Raw genomic sequence first — 19501 nt, forward strand, 5'->3', positions numbered from 1 at the left:
CTCGCGGGCCAGCAGCCGTTGCCGGGAAGGACGCACGATCACCTGGCGGTCGCCCGCAACCGGGATGCGCCCCGCTTGCGAACCAGTTCCAGCGCAGGGCTATCGCTTCGGGCGTCTGCTCGCTCGACCGGCAGCGTGCTGACTTTTGCACGCGCTTCGTAACGTTGGCGCACGAGATAAACGGGGCGCGCTTTCGACTCGTCATAGATGCGCCCGATGTATTCGCCTATCACGCCGATTCCCGCCAACTGCATGCCGCCGATGAACAGCACAACCGAAATCAGCGAAGCGTATCCAGGGACCGGATTACCGAATAGCACCGTGCGGCCGACGATCACTCCGCCATAGCAAAACGCCAGCGCGGCAATCCCGCAACCGATATAGGTCCAGCTGCGTAGCGGAACGGTGCTGAAGCTCGTAATCCCTTCGAGAGCGAAATTCCACAGACGCCAGCCCGAGAATTTGGTCTTCCCGGCGCTGCGCGGCGTTCGTTCGTAGTCGATCGTCACGGTGTTGAAACCGACCCACGCGAAGAGGCCCTTCATGAACCGGTGCCGCTCTGGCAGGCTGCGCAGCGCGTTGACGACCTGGCGATCCATGAGCCTGAAGTCCCCGACGTTTTCGGGAATCTTCACTTCGGACAGCGCATTGTGAACGCGATAGAACAGCGCCGCACTAGTGCGTTTCAGAACCGAATCGCACGCGCGATTCGCTCGCCGCGCAAGCACGACTTCGGCGCCTGCCAGCCAGCGTTCGACCATCTCGGGGATCAGTGACGGCGGATCCTGAAGGTCAGCATCTATCACAACCACGGCATCGCCGTTGGCCTCATCGAGCCCAGCCGTGAGCGCCGCCTCTTTGCCGAAATTGCGCGTGAAGTCGATCACCTTGACGCGCCGGTCGCGCTCGCCCATGGCGACCAGCTTTTCGAGCGTGCCATCGCGACTGCCGTCGTTGATGCAGACAATTTCGTAGCGAATCGTGTCGACGGATTCGAGCACATGCCGGACCTCCTCGAAGAACCGGTCGACCGCCTCGCACTCGTTGTAGAACGGGGCGATCAGCGAAATCAGCGGTTTCTTCGAGGCGGGCGTACCCGCAGCCGTGTCCTCGATGGGTGCGTTTTTCATGGCATCTCCTGCGTGGCGAGGAGGGTGGCGGAATGGGCGGCGTTGCGTCGTTCGGCGGCGATGCGTCTTAGCACGATCGCAAGCGATGCGACCGTGATCAACGGAAGAAACTGAAAGTGCAGGCGCGTGATGACCGCTATGCCAGCGAACGGCGCGACCCACAGCAGTACAAGCCATTCACGCTCGCCGCGATTAAATCCGTTCGCCATCGCATAACGAGCGAACCATACGATCACAATTCCATACCATGTGAGGTCGTAGTCGAACAGGTAGGGGCTCACGAGCAGGCTTGCGCAGACGAGCGTGGCGGCCCGCAGCTCGAACGCGCATTCGCGCTTCCATGCGTACACGACGGCGAGCGCGGCGGCGCAGGCAGCTACGGTCTGCAGCGCGTAAGCGAGCGTAGTGGGGACGTGGAGCATTCTCGCCATGGCGAAGAACGTGGGAATGCGCGCGAGCGCGGCCTGACCGCTGTCCACGTAACCTGAAATCAGGCCCATGTTGTGAACCCATGCCATGAGCGTCGCAGTTCCGAAGGCCCAGATGGACGCTGCGAGCATTGCGAGCGCGGTGAGGGCGGTTGCCGCAAGCGCACGCCAGGACCGCGAGCACAGCAGCGCGAGCGGGATCAGAACCGCCAGATGCGGCTTCACGCAGAGCAGGCCGAAGCTGATGCCCGACAACACAGGATGCCGGCGCAGCAGCACGAGCCCCGACCCGATGAGCGTTGCCGTCAACAGGCCGTTTTGTCCTGCCGCGAGCACGAGAGCGGAACAGGGAGCTGCGAACGCGATGAGCGCAACGCGACGGCTTTTCAGCGTTGCGTAGCAGACACCTGTGAACCCGAGAAGCGTCAGGCCGAGAAAGATGGTCGCCGATAGACGGTAAGACACCAGGGCGAGCGGCAAGACAAGGAGCAGGTAGGTTGGCGGATAGAGCCACGGAAGGATGCCAACCGGTCGCGCAAGAGCGGCCGTTTCCACGGCAGTGATCTTGACGAGGTCATAGGCGTCGATCGCATGGCCTTGCAGAGCGAGATGCGAGCCACTCCAGAACGCGACGTAATCGAGCGCGATGGGCCCGAGTTGTTCGCCGGTGTGCAGCCAGTTCACGCGCACCAGATACGACAGCACTGCCAGTACGTAACACGCCAGAGCGACGCAAGGGTAGAGCCACAACCGCTCGCTGTTGAGCCAGTGGCCCTTGCGGTCCGCACTCTGCGAGTGCTGCGGGCTGCTGGTGGTGTCGATGCCGGCGGGTGGCGATGCCGACGCGGGCGTGTTCATACGCGATCTCCAGGTGAGACACGCTGGCGGCGCAGCGCTGCGAGCAGCAGAAAGAGAAGGACGACTGCGCCGGGTTGCGGCATGTGAACGAAGCCGTTGAACAGTTCATAGACGGGAAGCAGCCAGCCGATGACGATCGCTTCCTGTTCACCCGCCATCCAGCCGTCACGCAGACCGATCGCGAGGAGGCAAGCCAGTGCGAGTCCGAGCCAGGCGAGTTCGTAATGCCAGACGTAGGGGTTGGCCAGCAACGTTGCGATGGTGAGCGCGGCGGTGCGCAAACGGACATCGCGTGTCGCGCGCCACACCACGCAAGCTGAGCCGATCACGACGAGCGCAACGCATGCCTGTACGGAATAAGCAGTAAGCAGCGTGTACCCTGCGCCGCGCAGGGCGGCAAACGCAGTAGGCGAGGACTGCCAGAAGTGCTGGTTGTGCTCGAGTATCGCTTCGCGCACGAACCGCGTGTTCGCGAAGAACATCGTCAGCGTTCGCGTGCCGCAGATCAGCGTGCTGATCGACGTGAATGCGCACGCGCTCGCGGCTGCCGCGAAGAACGTGCGCCAGTTCCGCGTGGCAACGAGCACGAACGGAAACACCACCGCCAGTTGTGGTTTGATGGCGAGCAGCCCGATGCAGATACCGGCGACAAGCGGTTTCCTGTCGGCCCACCAGATTGCGAGCGCAGCAAGCGCGGCGGTGAGCAGGGCGTTCTGTCCATACAGCACCGCGATGAAAACACCGGGGCTCGCGATCAGCGCAAGGACGCCCACGTCGCGCCGGACCGTCGTCTGGCCGAGCGCTGATACTCGCATCGCGGCGAAGGCATACGCAACGATCCCGCCAATCGCAGTCAAGGCATACGCGAACGTAAGCGGTAGCAACGAAAGCGGCGTCACAACGAGCAGGAACGTGGGCGGATACAGCCACGGCAGCAGGGTGAATTCTGGGCGATTGCCGAACAACGATCGTTCGATGGCGGCGAACGATGCGTAGTCGTAGGCCTGCCAGCTTTCGCCGTGCAGCATGACGTGGGAAGCGGCCCAGAAAACGGAGAAGTCGCTGGCAGGTCGAGCGACCGTGATCGATGTGAAGCCGTTAGTGTGCTGGGCCCAGACGGCTACGAATACCGCGTAAAGCGCCAGCATTGCGACGCTGTACAGTCCGATTCGCGACCGCGTGATCCAGTGGCGAACGGGTCGAGCCACCCCCGTCAGGTCGTTCGTCAACAGGTCCATTTCCCCGCCTTTGGTCATTGCCCGAAGTCGCCGGAACATCGGCATCACGACGCATCGGGCGTCTTGTATATACCGCTTTTATCGCCGTCCTGAAGCTGGAGCGCCAGCATCGGCGGCTTGGTTGGGGAATTATGTTCGACGAAAAATGCGTCCTTCAACGGCGTTTCGCGTGCGAACGTGTCCGATCCCACATAGCGGGCGAAAAGCCAACGAGAAGTTATGCGCCTGCATAAAGCCATTGCCGGGTGATCGCGACGAAAGGCGCTGCGGTATGGCGGACGCTGATCGGTAAAGGCTCAAAGGCAAACGTTTGATTTGCCAGGTGATCGACGGACATGGCGCATTCCGGTGCCAAAAGAGCTCAGGCGGTTGCGACGATGTCGATGGATACGTGTCCCATCCAACAAACAATTGGTTTTTCGTCACCTAAAACCTAAGCGCCTGACCTGCTTCGCAGTTACGTCGATCGTCGTTCCGACGACATCAGGCCATCAAACGTCAGCGTTCTGATTTCGCTAAAGGGGGAAAGCCATGAAATTTCTCGTCGTAGCCGCGCAACGTTTTCTGAAAGACGACGCGGGGGTAACGGCAATCGAATACGCGCTGATCGCGGCGCTCATTGCGTTGGCAATCATCGCAGGGGTGACTGCCGTTGGTTCCAACCTGAGCGTGCTGTTCTCGGAAGTTGCTGCGTCGGTTTAATGCAGTCGACGGCGTAAATGGTAGTTCGGCATGCTACATGAATGGGTGCGTGCACAAGCGAACACACAAACCGCGAGACATCGCCTAAAAATCAGGTGCCTGTCATGTTGTTGGCGGTAGGTATCGAAGAGATCTCTGGACTTCAGGCCGTTCAGGGTAATGGGGTAAAACGATCCATAAGGGGTTAGTCATGACTCAATTCTTTGCTGGTGTAAAGCGCTTCATCAAGGACGAAGACGGTGTAACGGCGATCGAGTACGGCCTCATCGCCGCGCTGATCGCGATCGCGATCATTGCGGGCGTGAAGGCGATCGGATCGAACCTCAGCACCGTGTTTAACGACATCGCGCTCGACGTGTAAAGCGGCGGCCGGGCGAGCGTGACCGCGTCTCGCCCGGTAGTTCGAGGTCACAGGCTGTAGCAGTCCATTGAATCGCAGAACAAAAGTGCTTAACCGTCTTGCCGGGGCAGGCTCGAAATGAGCGTTGCCAGTAGTGAGCGACTCACGGCGCGCCCAAGCGGACGAGGAGCGCCGAAATATAAAGGCTTTCGGGGGATTCATCCATGCATCTCACACAACTCCCGCCGTATCCCGTGCCGCTGTGCGTTAGCGCATGGGTGCTCATTGCCGCGAGCATGGATATCGTCTCGCGCCGCATTCCGAACTGGCTCGTCGGCTCAGGACTCGTCATCGCGCTTGCCGTGCAGATCTGGCTGCACGGCGCTGCGGCCGGCAGCGTGGCCTGGCTTGCGGGCGCGGCCACGGGTTTCGTCGCCTTGCTGCCGTTTTATCTCCTGCGCGGCATGGCAGCCGGCGACGTCAAGCTGATGGCGATGGTAGGCGCATGGCTCGGCGCCAGCACCACCTGTGAAGTCGTACTCGTGACATTCATCGTGGGCGGGATCGGATCAGTGCTGCTGGTCGCGGGCCGCGGTCATCTTGTGCGGTTGTTGCGCAACGTGCGTGCGCTGACGCTCCGGCAGCTGGCCCCTCGCGGCACGCCTGTGCCGTCTGGTCAGGCGGACCCGCAGTCCGTCGGCTCGATTCCATATGGTGTCGCGATCGCGGCTGGAACGCTCGGTGTGCTGTACGGCATGGCGGGCTGAATCGCTCATACAGGTCATCAAGAAGTTGGTGTCTTTCAGGAGGGGGTCATGAACAACGGTCGTGCTTTGATCATGTTTGTCATCGCGCTGCTTGCGGGACTTGCGGCGGTGGTGTCCGTGTCGCGTTGGCTGATACAGACTTCTTCGGACTCGGTGACGCAAGTGTCTGTCGCCGCCGCCGATATCGGGCCCGGCCAGCCAATCTCGGTCCCGATGGTCAAGACTGTGAACTGGCCGAAGGACAGCTTGCCGGCCGGTACGTTCGCCGATCCAAAGGCGCTCGAAGGCCGCGTCGTACGCACAAGCCTCTCGCGCGGCGAGCCGGTGCTCGAAGCGAAGCTCGCGCCGGCCGGAACGAAGGGCGGGCTTTCGGCGATGATCGACGCAGGTCACCGCGCCATCACCGTCCGCGTGAACGATGTCGTCGGCGTCGCCGGATTCGCGCTGCCCGGCAACTATGTCGATGTGATCGTCAATACGCAGGCGCCCGAATCAAAGAACACCAACAATCAGAGCATCTCGAAGATCGTGCTCGAGCGAATTCTCGTGCTCGCCGTCGCGCAGGAAGTCAGCCGCGACGAAACGCAGCCGAAAGTGGTCAATGCGGTGACGCTCGAGGTCACGCCCGATCAGGCCGAGAAGCTCGATCTCGCACGCAGCGTCGGCACCCTGTCGCTCGTGCTGCGAAACCAGATCGACAACGACAAGCTCTCGACGGACGGCGCGACCAAGCTGACATTGCTCGGTGCGCCGCCCGTACCCGCATCGGCGCCGGCCGCGCCGCACCCGGTACCGGTCAAGTACGTGGCCAGGCCCGCGGTAAAGCGCGACTGTATCGGCGTGCTGTCCGGCGTAGCAGGTAGTCAGGAATGCTTTTGATCGACAAAGACAAGAATTTACGGTGGGGGCGCGTCTGACTATACGAATCTGACCGGACGCACAAAACATAACCAGATGGATCGAACGGCGGGGTATAACGACATGAAATCCAGAATAAAGACTTTGCGGGGTAGCGGGCGAGAGACCGTACGCCCGGTGCGGTCGGCACTGGCCGCCGCGACCTGTGTGGGACTCCTCGTCGCCGTGCAGGCGATGGCTCAGGAGGCGGTGGAAAGTACGGCGGCGGCGCGAGCCGCCACCGTGCCGATGCCGAATGGCCCGATGCAGATGACCATCAGCATGGGGCCACAGTCGGCTGCGGGGGCGCACGCGGCGCCTCCCTCCGGTCCGTTGCGCGGACCGAACTGCGCCGGGCCCGTGCGCGGCGAGAAGACCGTTATCGTGCCGCTCGGCAAGTCGCTACTTGTCCCGCTGGACGAACCGGTGCGCAACCGCACGCTAGGCAATCCGGCCATCGCGCAGGCGACGATGGTGTCGCCGCAGACGCTCTATGTCCTCGGCGAGTCGGTGGGGACGACCAACATGATCGTTCAGGGCCGCAGCGGCGCATGTCAGGTTATCGACGTGGTCGTCAATGCCGATGCGGGCGGACTTCAGTCCTCGCTCCAGCAGCTCTTGCCCGGGGAGCAAGATATCCACGTCTCGACGGCGGCGGACAATCTCGTGCTCATGGGCCACGTGTCGACGGCGCAAGCCGCGCAGCAGGCCGCGCAGATCGCATCGGTCTACAGCGTCTCGCACGGTGCGGCCGGCGGCGGCGCGAAAGGCGGCGTGCTCAACATGCTGACTGTCGATTCCCCGGAGCAGGTGATGCTCGAAGTAAAGGTCGCCGAAGTCGACAAGACGCTGATCGACCAGCTCGGCGCGGCCGTCAACATCCAGGGCGGCTTCGGCTCGTGGTCTGGCGCCCTCGTGAGCAACCTGCTGGCGGGCGTGTCGAGCGCGCTGGCACTCAGCAAGGCCAACAACAAGCCGCTCCAGTTCGCCGTCGATGCCCAGAAGACCGACAACCTGGTCAAGATTCTCGCGGAGCCTAACCTGGTCACGATCAGCGGCCAGGAGGCCACGTTCCTCGCCGGCGGCGAGATTTTCATTCCGGTTCCGCAAAGCAGTGGCAATGGTACGACGACGATCACGCTGCAGGCGCAGGAGTTCGGTGTCGGGCTCAAGTTCACGCCGACCGTGCTCGGCAACGGGCGGATCAACCTGAGGGTTGCGCCGGAGGTGTCCGAGCTGTCGCCGACGGGTGTCACGCTGACCGCGACGAACGTGAGCGGGACGTCGATCCTGCCGCTCATCACGACGCGGCGCGCTTCGACAACCGTGCAAATGCGCGATGGCGAGTCGTTCGCGATCGGCGGCCTCATCACCAACAACGTGACGGGCTCGCTCAAGGCGCTGCCGGGCATCGGCGAACTTCCGGTACTGGGTGCGCTGTTCCGCAGCACGTCGTTCCAGCAGGACCGCTCCGAACTCGTGTTCATCGTGACGCCGCACCTCGTCCATCCGATGCCGGGCCCGCAATACCGCATGCCGACCGACAGCTTCACGCAGCCGAACGAAGCCGACGTCTATGCGACCGGCAACATGGAAGGCCGCGGCGCCGCCAGGGCGCAGCATGCACAACCCGCAGGCGCTGCACCCGCGTCGCCTGGTTCGCCCGCATCGCCCGGATCTCCCGCAGCACCGGCCGCGCCTCAGGGCCAGCCGATCAGCGGTCCGGTCGCACCCGCAGCACCCGCAGCACCCGCAGCGCCTGCAGTGCCGGTTTCGTCTCGCACCGTACCTGCAAGCGAGCAGGACGCTGTGACGGCATCGGCCGCGCCGGCACCGGTCGTGACGAGCGCGCCGCTTCAGCCCACGCAAAGCGAGGCTGAACGGATAGAGCGCTCCGCGCACCGGATCGCGTCGAACGACGCTCCGGCCGCACCCGCGGCGCCCGCGGCACAGGTCGTCGCAACTGCGCCGCCGAGGCCAAAGGAAAGCGACGTCGAACGGATCGAGCGCAGCGCGCGCCGCATTGCGGCGGAAAACGGCCAGAGCGGCCAGAGCGGCCAGACCGGCCAGACCGGCCAGACCGGCCAGACGGACGCGGCGCAGGCAACGCCACCGGCGGCAGCGACACCGACGAGCGATCAGGCACACGTGGCGTATGTCGCGCGCGTGAACCTGCCGGGCAAGCCGGGCGCCATCGCGCAAGCACCCGGCGCGAGTGCCGATCACTGATGCGAGGCAAGGGGGAACCATGAAACCTGAAACCGTTTTCTTGGCACGTCGCGCGGCACTCGTTGCCGTCGCGTGTGCGGCGCTCGGCGGCTGCATGAGCAGTTCGCCGGTCTGGGATAAGCACTTCGGTGAAGCGGCGCGCACGACGGCGCAGGTGCAGATCATCAATCCGCATGCGGGCGAGGACGCGCCGTCGCCTCAGAGCATCGACGGGAACGCGGCGGTATCGGCGATGGAGCTTTACGACAAGTCGTACAAGTCGCCGCCCGCCCAGGCAAATCCTTTCGCGATCGGCGTGAGCGGCGGCTCGGGCGGAGGCGGAGGGACCTCGCAGTGAAGACCGGCGCGCTGTCGCGGCCCTGGAAGACACGGGCGGTGGCGCGTGCCGGAGAAATTGAGCGGGCCGGCGTCGCGGCGCCGTTCGGCCGATGCAACGACAAGTGGCGCATACGATCATGATCGATATCCTCAGTATTTCTAATGACCAGCATCGGCTCGACCACCTCGCGCGCCTGATTGCTGCGTGCGGCAACTACCGGACTACGCGCGCGGCCGGCGGCCCGGCGCTGCTGCTCGATCGAGCCGACATGCTCGGCGCGTTCGACGTGCTGATCGTCGATGCGCCGTCGATCTCGGAGGGCGAACTCGCCACGATGGCCGAGTTGTGCCGCCGCCATAAACGCCTCACGTGCATCCTGATCACCGCGGACACGAGTTCGGCCACCCTGATCGCCGCGATGCGCGCGGGCTTTCGCGATGTGCTCAACTGGCCGCTCGATCCCGCGTCCCTCAGCGACGCGCTGACGCGCGCAGCGGGCCAGCGTGCGGCCGATGCGGTCCGCGCGACGCCGGTCGCCACGTTCATGGCGAGCCGGGGCGGCGTGGGGACGAGCTTCATCGCCGCGAATGTCGCGTATGCGATGGCGAAGTTCGAGAAGAAGCGCGTGCTGCTCGTCGACCTGAACCAGCAGTTCGCGGACGCCGCTTTTCTCATCACGTCCGCAGCGGCGCCGTCCACGCTGCAGCAGATGAGCACGCAGATCGACCGCATGGACGCCGCCTTCTTCGAAGCGAGCGTCATTCACGCCGCCGAGAATTTCGACATCCTCGCGGGCGCGGGCGACCCGATCAAGGCCGCCGACATTCGCGCGGACCGGCTCGAATGGATACTCGGCGCGGCGACACCGCGTTACGACTACGTCATCGTCGAACTCGGGCAGACCATCAACCAGCTTTCGATGCTCGCACTCGATCGCAGCGATCACATTTACGTCGTGCTGCAGGCGACCATGCCGCAACTGCAGGCGTGCCGCCGGCTCTTCGATATTCTCGGTTCGCTCGGCTATTCGAACGAGCGCCTGAGCCTCGTCCTGAACCGCTATGGCCGTGACGGCGCGCGAGCACGCGACGCGATCGCCCGCACGCTGGGCCGCGAGCCGTATCACGTCATTCCCGACGATCCGCGCGCGGTGCTGGCGGCCATCAACCAGGGCTTGCCGGTCGAGGAAGCCGCGCGCAAGAGCGCCGTCGCGCGCAGCCTGCGCGCGCTTGCCGGAAAACTCGCGAGCGGTGTGGGTGAGGGTGCCGGTAAGGCCACGTCGCATGAGTCGCTGCTCGGCCGGCTGGTTGGGCGTCGCGCAGCAGCATCGAACGGAAACGAACTGAGACAGGAGCACTGCCATGTCGCTACGTGACCAGATTGCCGCACAACGTGTCCATCTCGTCGGCGACCTTGCCGATGCAGCATCGGCCCCGTCCTCGACCTCGCGCGTGAAGGCGGAGGCCTATCAGAAGCTCAAGTACGAGATACATCAGAACGTGCTCGATCGCGTGGAGCTGGAGCGCCTCGCGCGAATGCAGGAGGAGCAGATCCGCAGCGAGATCGGCGTGCTCGTCGCGCGCATCCTCGAGGAGCGCAAGGAGCCCGCAAACGACCTGGAGCGGCGCCAGCTGACCATCGACGTCTACGACGAAATGTTCGGCTTCGGACCCCTGGAGGTGTTGCTGCGCGACCCGACCGTGTCCGACATTCTCGTGAACACGGCGAAGCAGACTTATGTCGAGCGACGCGGACGGCTCGAAATGACGGACGTCACCTTCTACGACGACGCGCACCTCATGAAGGTGATCGAGAAGATCGTCTCGCGGGTGGGACGGCGTATCGACGAATCGAGTCCGATGGTCGACGCGCGCCTGCCCGATGGCTCGCGCGTGAACGCCATCATCCCGCCTTCGGCCGTCGATGGCCCGCTCGTTTCGATCCGGCGTTTCGCGGTGAATCCGCTGCAGGTCTCGGATCTCGTTTCGCTGCAGACGCTCACGCCGCCGATGGCCGAACTGCTCGACGGCCTTGCGCGCGCGAAGGTGAACATCCTGATCTCGGGCGGTACCGGCAGCGGCAAGACGACGCTTCTGAACGTGCTCTCGGGCTTTATTCCGAACGATGAGCGCATCGTGACGATCGAAGACGCCGCCGAGCTGCAACTGCGCCAGGAACACGTACTGCGTCTCGAAACGCGGCCGCCGAACATCGAAGGCCGTGGCGAGATCACGCAGCGTGCGCTGGTGCGCAACGCGCTGCGGATGCGGCCGGACCGCATCATCCTCGGCGAAGTGCGCGGCGCCGAAGCGCTCGACATGCTCAACGCGATGAACACGGGCCACGAAGGTTCGTTCGCGACGATCCACGCGAATACGCCGCGCGACGCACTCACGCGCCTCGAGAACATGATCAGCATGGGCGGCCTGTCGCTGCCGCCGAAGACGATGCGCCACCAGATCGCCTCGGCGATCACGGTAGTCGTTCAGGCCGCGCGCCTCACCGATGGCCGCCGCAAGATCGTCAGCATCTCGGAGCTGACTGGGCTCGAAGGCGACATGATCAACATGCAGGAAATCTTCACGTTCCGCCGCTCCGGTCTCGATTCGGACGGCAACGTCCGCGGGTACTTCTGCGCGACGGGCGTGCGACCCAGGTTCTCGGAGCGCCTGGAAGCCTTCGGCATCAAGCTGCCGGAGAACATTTACGAACCGAACCGGCGCTTCGAGACGACGTGAGCAAACCGAGCGCACGCATGACCCGATATCGGTGTGACTGGAGACACGCATGAGTTCGATCTTCTACGCCTCGATCATCCTCGTATTCGTCGCCGTGGTGATGGCGATCGAGGGTGCCTGGGAGTTCTGGAACAGCCGTCATGGTCCCGCCGCGCGTCGGCTCGAGTCGCGTATCCGGTCCGTGTCGGCGGCTAACGGCGCGCCGCGCGAATCGGTCTCGATGCTCAAGCGGGGCGCGCACGAGAACGCCTCGCCGCTGCGCCGCAAACTCGCGAAGCTCGCGCTTGTGCAGACGGTTACGCGGCAGTTGCAGCAGGCGGGCTTGACCTGGTCGGTGGGGCAACTGCTCGGCTTTTGCGCCGTGATTCCCCTCGTCGTCGTGGCCGTGGGCTCGCTGTCGCCCGTGCGGTTCGACTACGTGATTCTCGCAGCGGCGCTGTCCGCGATGCTGCCCGTGCTCTACATGCGGCGCCGCCGCGGGAAACGCCTGTATCAGTTCGAGCGCCAGTTGCCGGATGCGTGCGACATGCTCGCGCGTTCGCTGCGCGCCGGGCACGCATTCGCGGCGGCGATCCAGATGGTCGGCGACGAGTTTCCCGAGCCGATGGGCGGCGAATTCCGGGTGACGTTCGACGAGATCAACTACGGCTTGTCGCTCAACGACGCGCTCACGAATCTCGCGCAGCGCGTGCCGATCCACGATTTGCGCTACTTCGTGATTGCCGTGCTGATCCAGCGTGAGACCGGGGGCAACCTTGCAGAGCTGCTGGACAGCATCACGGCGCTCGTGCGCGAGCGCTTCAAGCTGTTCGACAAGGTGCGGGTGTTGTCGGCCGAGGGCAGGATGTCGGCGTGGGTGCTCATCCTGCTGCCGTTCGTGACCGCGGGGCTGATGCTGATGATCAATCCTGGCTTTCTCGATGTGCTGTGGGAGGACCCGGCGGGTTTGCGCGTCGTCCAGACGGCGGCCCTGCTGATGGTGCTCGGCGTGTTCTGGATCCGGCGCACGATCGCGATTCGCGTGTAGTCGCGCGCAGTAACGCAAAAGCAACGCAAAAGCAACGGGGAACGACGATGGACCTTTTCCACATAAGCATGAGTTCGATGCTGCTTCTAGGCGGCGTGTTCGTCATCGTATTTGCGCTTGCGTTCGCGGCGATGCACTTCGTCGCGTCGCGTGACCTGAGCCACCGGATCGGCCAGCCGGGGGCCGCACCCGTCGATTCGCGCTTTGGCAACGCCAGCGACGCTGGTGCGGGAGACGGCAACGTGTGGTTCGAGCGGCTCGTCGAATTCTCGCGGCCGATCTCGAAGCTCTCGGTGCCGAAGGAGGGCTGGGAAGGGTCAGCGCTGCGCGTGCGGCTCATGAACGCGGGCTGGCGCGCGCCGGGCGCGGGCGCTATCTATTTCGCCGCGAAAACCGTGCTTGCGCTGGTGCTTCCGTTGCTTGCGGCGATCTGGCTGTTCGGTTCGCCCACGTCGACCAGCACGCTCAACTTTACGGCGTTGCTCGTCGCGCTCGGCGCGGTGGGTTATTACCTGCCGAATGTCATCGTCGCGCGTCGAGTCGAGGCGCGTCAGCGCACGATCTTCGAAGATTTTCCCGACGCCATCGACCTGATGACGGTCTGCGTCGAAGCGGGCCTCGGCCTCGATGCCGCGCTGATGAAAGTGGCCGAGGAAGTGCGCCTGCGCAGCCCCGACGTCGCGGACGAACTCGAACTGCTGTTGCTTGAAATCCGCTCGGGTTTCTCGAAGGAAAAGGCGCTGCGCAACTTCTCGCTGCGCACCGGCGTCGAGGACATAGACTCGTTTGCCACGATGCTGATTCAGGCCGAGCGCTTCGGCACGAGCATCGGCTCGTCGCTGCGCGTGCTCTCCGACACGCTGCGCGTGCGCAGACGCATGCGCGCGGAAGAGCAGGCCGCGAAGATTGCGCTGAAGCTGCTGTTTCCGCTGATGTTCTGCATCTTTCCCTCACTGATGGTGGTGCTGATGGGGCCGGCGATGCTGCACATCTATCGGTCGCTGCTTCCGGCGATGGGTGGGGGTTAGGAAGGGGCGAAGGGAACAGACCCAGGCCCTGTATGGGCAATTCATTCGGGGGGACTTATGGAATTCGCGAAAACAAGTGTGCAGACGTATCGATCGCGGGCGAAACAAGCAAGAGTGGGTGGGGCTGGGCGGCGGCGTCGCGCGCAGCGAGGCGTGGCAGTGGTCGAGTTCGCCCTCGTGCTGCCGTTGTTGCTGCTGGTGCTGTTCGGCATCATGGAAACGGGCTTCCTCCTCTACGACAAGGCCGTTATCACGAACGCGAGCCGCGCTGCGGCACGGCAGGCCGTTGCGTTTGGCGAGGACTCGACGGGAGCTCCGCTCTACATGTCTCCCGCCAGTGCCACCGCCATAGCCAAAAACGGCTTTTCAGGGATGCTGATCAGCCCTGCGCCGGCAAGCGGCGCGACCGTGACCCTCACGTTGTGCTCGTCGCCGACGTCAACGTCCTGCGTCACCAATACGCCTTGCAGCGTCACCGGTCAGTCCTTGACCGTTGCGGTCAGTTATCCGTTCACGGGGCTGAGCCTGGGGTCGGGCACGATCCTGGGGATGTCGATCAATCCGCTGGCTTCGGTGTCCAAAAACCTGCTGACACTCAATGCGTCGACCACCATGAACTGCGAGTAGGTGTCACTGCCATGTTCCTCATCATGCGAGGCTAGTCATGATCAGATACCCTGCGCGCCGCCGCGCAAAGGGCGGCCAGAGAGGTATGGTCGCCGTGCAGGTTGCGCTGTTTCTCACTGTCCTGCTGGGTTGCGCCGCGTTGACGATCGACGTGGCGCGGTGGGTCATCGTGCGCAACGAGTTGCAGAATGCGGCCGACGCCGCGGCGCTTGCCGGCGCGATCCAGTTGCCGGGTCCACTGGTCGCCAGCGCCACCCAGGCGACCTGGTCGTCCGCTGCTGCGGCCGCGACCAGCGCTGCGAACGCCGCGGCCGGCGCCAACTATGCCAATGGCCAGGCCGTCGTGACGCCGCAGACCGTCGCGGTGGGGTACTGGGACGTGAATCCGGCGAACCAGCCTTCGACGGTTCCGACATCGCTGACGCAGAGCAACGCCCCGACCGGCACCCAAAAGCCCGCCGTGTTGGTGACGGTCAACCTGAATCCGACGAGCGGCGCGGGCTTGCCGCTGCTGCTCGCCCCCCTACTCGGCGTGTCGAGCCTGCACGCCAGCGCGACGGCTATCGCTATCATCTCGGCGCCTGGAACCGCGCTGCCTGGCAGCCTTTTCCCGATGGCCATCAGCAATTGTCTCTGGACCTCGCTGGGAGTCGCTTCAACCGCGGAGTTCGCGGTCGGATACGGTGCCAGCCCGACGTCGACGTGCCAGAACACGGCCGGACAGTGGACGACGTTTAGTTATACTAACTACAATAGTGCCAACGCTGCTGGAAACCTCATCGATAGCGGAAATCCTCTTTCGCTGTCGGTTGGTCAGAACACCTATATGCAGCCAGGCGCCGAGTCATCCGTCTACGGTACTCAGTACCCTATTGATGCCATACCGCCGCGAACGGTCTTACTGCCGGTCGTTCCGGACAGTGCGATCGGCACTTCGGGGAATGCGCAGGTCCAGGGATTCGCCACGTTTCAGATCGACTACGTCGTGGCGTCCAATGGGAAGTGCGTTACGGGCGTCAAGAGCAACGGTAATCCGGATCTAACGAACTGCAATCCGCCGGCGAATCTTTGCAACCACGGTGCCGGCGGCGATTGCATCATCGGGCATCTGGTACCGGCCAAAGCCGGCAGCACGGGGGCAGGCGGCACGGTGTCGTCGGTCTTCTACGGTGCGTGGACCCCCCCCACGCTGGCGGGAGTGCCCAGCAGCGAATGGTATTAGACAGGCAGCCCATTCCGTACCTTGGCGCGCGCCGGCCACGGCGGCGCCAGCCCGTCGCGCCTGTTTTTCCCGCTTTTCCACCCCGCTCGCGCTAAAATCACGAACCTTTAACGCCTGTTTCGGCGCAGATGCGCCGTCCCACCCGTCTTGACCGTCCAAAAGATCCTGATCGTGCGTGTCTCGTCGCTTGGCGACGTCGTCCACAACATGCCCGCGATCGCCGACATCCGGCGGCGGCATCCCGATGCGCAGATCGACTGGCTCGTCGAGGAAAGCTTCAAGCCGCTCGTCGAACTCGTGCATGGCGTGCGCCGCGCGATCCCGTTCTCGCTGCGCCGCTGGCGCAAGAGCCTTCTCTCGCCGGCGAACTGGCGCGAGATCGGCGCATTCCGCCGCGCGCTCGCCGCCGAGAAGTACGACCTCGTCATCGACTGCCAGGGTCTCATCAAGACCGCCTGGGTCGCGAGCTGGGCCCATGGCCCGCTCGTCGGCCTCGGCAATCGCACGGACGGCGCGGGTTACGAATGGCCCGCGCGCTACTTCTACGACCGCTCGATCACCATCGAGCCGCACACCCACGTTGTCGAGCGCACGCGGCAACTGGTCGCGGCCGCGCTGGACGAGCCGGCGCCGCAGCCCACCGACGACATCGACTTCGGACTCGATACCGGCCTCGCCGCCAAGGCGCTGGCGGGCGCCGGGCTGAATCTGCCCGTGCCGTACGTCGTGCTCGTGCACGCCACCTCGCGCGCCGACAAGCAATGGCCCGACGCGCACTGGATCGAGCTGGGTCAGGCGCTGGTGCGGCGCGGAGTATCGCTGGTGCTGCCGTGGGGCAGCGACGCCGAGCGCGCGACCAGCGAGCGTCTCGCACGCGAGTTCGGCGAGGCGGCCATCGTGCCGCCGAAGCTGACGCTTCCGGCCGTCGTCGGTCTGATCGACGGCGCGGCGGCGACCGTTGGCGTCGACACGGGCCTCGTGCACATCGCGGCGGCGCTCAAGCGCCCGACCGTCGAGTTGTACAATTTCGCGACCGCCTGGCGTACGGGCGGCTACTGGTCGCAGGATGTCGTCAATCTCGGCACGGAAGGGCAGCCGCCGACGCTCGCGCAAGTCAAAACCGCGCTGGCGGGTTTCGGGCTGCTGTAACACGGGCGCACCGCCTTGACGCGCCGTACACTGCTGCCGGTCAACACGCCGGGCCGGGCCAACAGGTATAAGGATTGCCGCGCACGTGCGCGTGCCCTGCACGCCGTGCGCTCCCGGGAGCGGCCCGCCGCGATGCGCCCTGATGTGGCGCGCGAGGCGTGACTGCTTTGCTACGCAACCCGATCCATCGCTTTCAGGGGCGACCATGACAGAATCCCAGATCATTGAAGTCACTTCCGCCGACTGGCACGGCCAGCAACTCTCGCAGCCGCGCAAGGTGCTGCTCGACGCCGTCGAGCAGGGCAAGGTGCTGTATTTCCCGAACCTGGCGTTCGCGGTAGAAGGCGGCGAGCGCGCGCTGCTCGACGCGGCCATTGCCGATCCGAAGCGCAAGAACATCAGCCTCGACCCGAACGGCGGCGCGCTGCACGGCGTGCTCGGCGACGCGGTCACGCAGTCCGCGGTGCGTGCGCTGGTCGCGCGTTACCAGGCCTGCGCACGCACGCTCGTCAATGGTCTCTTCCCCGAGTACCAGGGCAAGCTGCGCGTCGCGCCGACGAGCCTGCGCCTGCGTCAGGTGGAGACGCGCCAGACGTCGTGGCGCAAAGACGATTCGCGCCTGCACGTCGACGCGTTCCCGTCGCGTCCGACCTACGGCGAGCGCATTCTGCGCGTCTTCACGAACGTGAATCCGAACGGCGTGCCGCGCGTGTGGCGCGTGGGCGAGCCGTTCGAGGACATGGCCCAGCGCTTCTTGCCCAAAATCAAGCCGCAGGTGCCGGGCTCGGCGTGGCTGCAGCATCTCCTGCACATCACGAAGTCGCCGCGCAGCGCTTACGACCATCTGATGCTGCATCTGCACGACGAGATGAAGGCCGATCTCGACTATCAGAAGACATCTCCGCAAGAGACCATCGGTTTTCCTCCGGGCAGCGTGTGGGTGTGCTTCTCCGATCACGCGTCGCACGCCGTGATGTCCGGCCAGTTCATGATGGAGCAGACCTTCTTCCTGCCCGTCAAAGGCATGGTGCATCCGGACTGGGCGCCGCTCGGCATCCTCGAACGCCTCAAGGGCAAGGAACTCGTTTGAGCCCGGACGCGTTGTTTCCGCTGCTTCTTGCGCGGGTTTTCCCATCGCGTCGCGCGGTGGCGGAGGCCCGATGCTGAGGGCCGTCTATCGTGCGGTCTGGTGGCTCGTCGCGCCGCTCGCGGTGCTGCGGCTCTTCATTCGTTCGCGTCGCGAGCGCGGCTATCGCGAGCATATCGGCGAGCGCTTCGGCTATTCGGCCGGGCGGCTGCCCGAGGACGACGCGCCGCTCATCTGGGTTCACGCCGTATCGGTGGGCGAGACGCGCGCGGCAGAGCCGCTAGTCGATGCGCTCCTCGCCGCGCGTCCCGACGCGCGCGTCCTCCTCACGCACATGACGCCGGGCGGGCGCGCGACGGGCGAGCAACTGTTCGGCGAGCGTGTCCTGCGCTGCTATGTGCCCTACGACATGCCGCACCTCGTGCGGCGTTTTCTGCGCGCATGGCGTCCGTCGCTCGGGCTTGTGATGGAGACCGAGGTGTGGCCGACGCTCATCGACGAATGCCGTCGCGCCGATGTGCCGCTCGTGCTCACGAACGCACGCATGTCCGCGCGCTCGGCAAGGCGTGCGGCGAAGTTCGGCGCTGCGGCGAAAGAGGTGTTCGGCGGCTTTGCGCGCGTGCTGGCGCAGAGTCCATCCGATGCCGAACGGCTCACGGCGCTCGGTGCGCGCAACGTCGCGGTGCTCGGCAACCTGAAGTTCGACATGGCGAGCCCGCCCGGACTCATCGCGCGCGGACACGAATGGCGACGCGCGATCGGTGCGCGGCCGGTCTGGGTCGCTGCGAGTACGCGCGAGGGTGAAGAGGAACTCGTGCTGCAGGCTTTCGCGGCGCTCGGCGTGGACGACGCCCTGCTGATTCTCGTGCCGCGCCACCCGCAGCGTTTCGACGAAGTGGCGGCGCTCGTTGCGCGCAGGAATCTCAAGCTCGTGCGTCGCTCGCAATGGGCGACGAGTGCGTCCGCGGGCGCGGTTTCGGGTGAGGCGGCAGACGCGGCAAGTGCCGCAGCCGCATCGGCGCATGCTGCACCGCGCGCGTTGCCCCAGGACGTGAATGTGCTGCTCGGCGATTCGATGGGCGAGATGGGCGCGTATTACGCGGCGGCGGATCTCGCGTTCATCGGTGGGAGCCTGTTGCCGCTCGGCGGCCAGAACCTGATCGAGGCGTGCGCTGTGGGCGTGCCCGTGCTGATCGGCCCGCACGTGTTCAACTTCACGCAGGCCACCGCCGATGCCGTCGCTGCAGGCGCTGCGCTGCAGGTACCCGATCCCGCTGGTCTCGCGAGCACGCTGCGCGAACTTTTCAACGACAAACCACGCCGCGTGGCAATGGGCGCTGCGGCGGCCGCGTTCGCGGCGCGCCATCGCGGGGCGACGGAGCGCACGGTCGACGTGCTGATGGCGTTGTTGCCGGAATCCGCCTCTTCCCAATCGTCGCTCGACGGGCCGTAATCGAGGCCTCATCCACGCCGGCTTCCACAGCAGTTCAGATGTCGTGGCACGGCCACGGCTTCAGTTTTTGTCGCACGAAGGTGCGCTGGCAATCATACGTGCCACTGCGCAGGCTCGAAAATACTCCAGGTTCTGTTTCCAATGTGGACAGATCCCGGTATCGGTTCGGGATATCACCTCGCGCAAATTAGCGGAATCACAAGTATTAAACCGGGTGCCAATGTCGATTTCCTGTCCGGCGCCTGCGCAATTCCTGCTGGAC

18 protein-coding genes are annotated in these 19501 nt (G+C 64.7%); 15 read left to right on the forward strand and 3 right to left on the reverse strand.

Annotation, left to right across the window (positions count from 1 at the left end; genetic code table 11):
- Positions 1-38: 38 nt before the first annotated feature.
- From D1Y85_RS05000 to D1Y85_RS05010, 3 genes are read right to left on the reverse strand one after another with little or no spacing between them, the layout of a single operon-like run.
- A complete protein-coding gene (locus D1Y85_RS05000; RefSeq protein ID WP_124149942.1) occupies positions 39-1130 on the reverse strand; it encodes a glycosyltransferase family 2 protein in 1092 nt (363 codons plus the stop codon).
- Positions 1127-2416 (reverse strand): glycosyltransferase family 87 protein, encoded by a 1290-nt coding sequence (locus D1Y85_RS05005; protein WP_124149943.1) that lies wholly within the window; start codon positions 2414-2416, stop codon positions 1127-1129. The genes D1Y85_RS05000 and D1Y85_RS05005 overlap by 4 nt, the downstream gene beginning before the upstream one ends.
- The gene (locus tag D1Y85_RS05010) at positions 2413-3654 is read right to left on the reverse strand and encodes a glycosyltransferase family 87 protein (protein ID WP_246024786.1); all 1242 of its coding nucleotides are present in this window, start codon (positions 3652-3654) and stop codon (positions 2413-2415) included. Before D1Y85_RS05010 ends, D1Y85_RS05005 begins: the two co-directional genes overlap by 4 nt.
- A gap of 531 nt (positions 3655-4185) precedes the next feature.
- Between D1Y85_RS05010 and D1Y85_RS05015 the strand changes: the two genes are divergently transcribed.
- The 15 genes from D1Y85_RS05015 (at position 4186) to waaA (ending at position 19239) form a co-directional block, all read left to right on the forward strand.
- Positions 4186-4356, forward strand: a complete 171-nt coding sequence (locus tag D1Y85_RS05015) for a Flp family type IVb pilin (protein ID WP_124149944.1) — start codon at positions 4186-4188, stop codon at positions 4354-4356.
- Between the two features lie 190 nt (positions 4357-4546).
- Positions 4547-4717: a Flp family type IVb pilin gene (locus D1Y85_RS05020; RefSeq protein ID WP_124149945.1), complete on the forward strand. Its 171-nt coding sequence runs from the start codon at positions 4547-4549 to the stop codon at positions 4715-4717.
- Between the two features lie 203 nt (positions 4718-4920).
- Positions 4921-5463: an A24 family peptidase gene (locus tag D1Y85_RS05025; RefSeq protein ID WP_124149946.1), complete on the forward strand. Its 543-nt coding sequence runs from the start codon at positions 4921-4923 to the stop codon at positions 5461-5463.
- A 48-nt stretch (positions 5464-5511) separates the two neighbouring features.
- The gene (cpaB, locus tag D1Y85_RS05030) at positions 5512-6342 is read left to right on the forward strand and encodes a Flp pilus assembly protein CpaB (RefSeq protein ID WP_124149947.1); all 831 of its coding nucleotides are present in this window, start codon (positions 5512-5514) and stop codon (positions 6340-6342) included.
- Between the two features lie 102 nt (positions 6343-6444).
- Positions 6445-8589, forward strand: coding sequence for a type II and III secretion system protein family protein (locus D1Y85_RS05035; protein WP_124149948.1), 2145 nt, complete (start codon positions 6445-6447; stop codon positions 8587-8589).
- A 19-nt stretch (positions 8590-8608) separates the two neighbouring features.
- On the forward strand, positions 8609-8926 hold the full coding sequence (locus D1Y85_RS05040; RefSeq protein WP_124149949.1) for a hypothetical protein: 318 nt from the start codon (positions 8609-8611) through the stop codon (positions 8924-8926).
- A gap of 118 nt (positions 8927-9044) precedes the next feature.
- A complete protein-coding gene (locus tag D1Y85_RS05045; protein WP_185218910.1) occupies positions 9045-10283 on the forward strand; it encodes a CpaE/TadZ family protein in 1239 nt (412 codons plus the stop codon).
- On the forward strand, positions 10270-11646 hold the full coding sequence (locus D1Y85_RS05050; protein WP_124149951.1) for a TadA family conjugal transfer-associated ATPase: 1377 nt from the start codon (positions 10270-10272) through the stop codon (positions 11644-11646). Before D1Y85_RS05045 ends, D1Y85_RS05050 begins: the two co-directional genes overlap by 14 nt.
- A 49-nt stretch (positions 11647-11695) precedes the next feature.
- Positions 11696-12673 carry a type II secretion system F family protein gene (locus D1Y85_RS05055; protein ID WP_124149952.1) on the forward strand — a complete coding sequence of 326 codons (978 nt, stop codon included), beginning with the start codon at positions 11696-11698 and terminating at the stop codon, positions 12671-12673.
- A gap of 47 nt (positions 12674-12720) precedes the next feature.
- Positions 12721-13701: a type II secretion system F family protein gene (locus tag D1Y85_RS05060; RefSeq protein WP_124149953.1), complete on the forward strand. Its 981-nt coding sequence runs from the start codon at positions 12721-12723 to the stop codon at positions 13699-13701.
- Positions 13702-13860: 159 nt separating this feature from the next.
- The gene (locus D1Y85_RS05065) at positions 13861-14328 is read left to right on the forward strand and encodes a TadE family protein (RefSeq protein ID WP_246024787.1); all 468 of its coding nucleotides are present in this window, start codon (positions 13861-13863) and stop codon (positions 14326-14328) included.
- A gap of 85 nt (positions 14329-14413) precedes the next feature.
- Positions 14414-15550 carry a TadG family pilus assembly protein gene (locus tag D1Y85_RS05070; protein ID WP_185218911.1) on the forward strand — a complete coding sequence of 379 codons (1137 nt, stop codon included), beginning with the start codon at positions 14414-14416 and terminating at the stop codon, positions 15548-15550.
- A gap of 147 nt (positions 15551-15697) precedes the next feature.
- Entirely contained in the window at positions 15698-16699 is a 1002-nt protein-coding gene (gene waaC / locus D1Y85_RS05075; RefSeq protein WP_124149956.1) for a lipopolysaccharide heptosyltransferase I, read from the forward strand.
- A gap of 205 nt (positions 16700-16904) precedes the next feature.
- Positions 16905-17789, forward strand: a complete 885-nt coding sequence (kdoO, locus tag D1Y85_RS05080) for a Kdo hydroxylase KdoO (protein WP_124149957.1) — start codon at positions 16905-16907, stop codon at positions 17787-17789.
- 70 nt (positions 17790-17859) lie between these two features.
- Positions 17860-19239: a lipid IV(A) 3-deoxy-D-manno-octulosonic acid transferase gene (waaA, locus tag D1Y85_RS05085; RefSeq protein WP_124149958.1), complete on the forward strand. Its 1380-nt coding sequence runs from the start codon at positions 17860-17862 to the stop codon at positions 19237-19239.
- Positions 19240-19501: the final 262 nt, after the last annotated feature.

This window comes from Paraburkholderia dinghuensis, assembly GCF_003837865.1.
Taxonomy (GTDB): domain Bacteria; phylum Pseudomonadota; class Gammaproteobacteria; order Burkholderiales; family Burkholderiaceae; genus Paraburkholderia; species Paraburkholderia dinghuensis.

What these genes read in the sequence shown, in the direction of transcription:
- D1Y85_RS05000 (WP_124149942.1), bottom strand. Translation starts at nt 1,130, where the DNA reads ATGAAAAACGCACCCATCGAGGACACGGCTGCGGGTACGCCCGCCTCG.
- D1Y85_RS05005 (WP_124149943.1), bottom strand. Translation starts at nt 2,416, where the DNA reads ATGAACACGCCCGCGTCGGCATCGCCACCCGCCGGCATCGACACCACC.
- D1Y85_RS05010 (WP_246024786.1), bottom strand. Translation starts at nt 3,654, where the DNA reads ATGGACCTGTTGACGAACGACCTGACGGGGGTGGCTCGACCCGTTCGC.
- D1Y85_RS05015 (WP_124149944.1), top strand. Translation starts at nt 4,186, where the DNA reads ATGAAATTTCTCGTCGTAGCCGCGCAACGTTTTCTGAAAGACGACGCG.
- D1Y85_RS05020 (WP_124149945.1), top strand. Translation starts at nt 4,547, where the DNA reads ATGACTCAATTCTTTGCTGGTGTAAAGCGCTTCATCAAGGACGAAGAC.
- D1Y85_RS05025 (WP_124149946.1), top strand. Translation starts at nt 4,921, where the DNA reads ATGCATCTCACACAACTCCCGCCGTATCCCGTGCCGCTGTGCGTTAGC.
- cpaB (WP_124149947.1), top strand. Translation starts at nt 5,512, where the DNA reads ATGAACAACGGTCGTGCTTTGATCATGTTTGTCATCGCGCTGCTTGCG.
- D1Y85_RS05035 (WP_124149948.1), top strand. Translation starts at nt 6,445, where the DNA reads ATGAAATCCAGAATAAAGACTTTGCGGGGTAGCGGGCGAGAGACCGTA.
- D1Y85_RS05040 (WP_124149949.1), top strand. Translation starts at nt 8,609, where the DNA reads ATGAAACCTGAAACCGTTTTCTTGGCACGTCGCGCGGCACTCGTTGCC.
- D1Y85_RS05045 (WP_185218910.1), top strand. Translation starts at nt 9,045, where the DNA reads ATGATCGATATCCTCAGTATTTCTAATGACCAGCATCGGCTCGACCAC.
- D1Y85_RS05050 (WP_124149951.1), top strand. Translation starts at nt 10,270, where the DNA reads ATGTCGCTACGTGACCAGATTGCCGCACAACGTGTCCATCTCGTCGGC.
- D1Y85_RS05055 (WP_124149952.1), top strand. Translation starts at nt 11,696, where the DNA reads ATGAGTTCGATCTTCTACGCCTCGATCATCCTCGTATTCGTCGCCGTG.
- D1Y85_RS05060 (WP_124149953.1), top strand. Translation starts at nt 12,721, where the DNA reads ATGGACCTTTTCCACATAAGCATGAGTTCGATGCTGCTTCTAGGCGGC.
- D1Y85_RS05070 (WP_185218911.1), top strand. Translation starts at nt 14,414, where the DNA reads ATGGTCGCCGTGCAGGTTGCGCTGTTTCTCACTGTCCTGCTGGGTTGC.
- kdoO (WP_124149957.1), top strand. Translation starts at nt 16,905, where the DNA reads ATGACAGAATCCCAGATCATTGAAGTCACTTCCGCCGACTGGCACGGC.
- waaA (WP_124149958.1), top strand. Translation starts at nt 17,860, where the DNA reads ATGCTGAGGGCCGTCTATCGTGCGGTCTGGTGGCTCGTCGCGCCGCTC.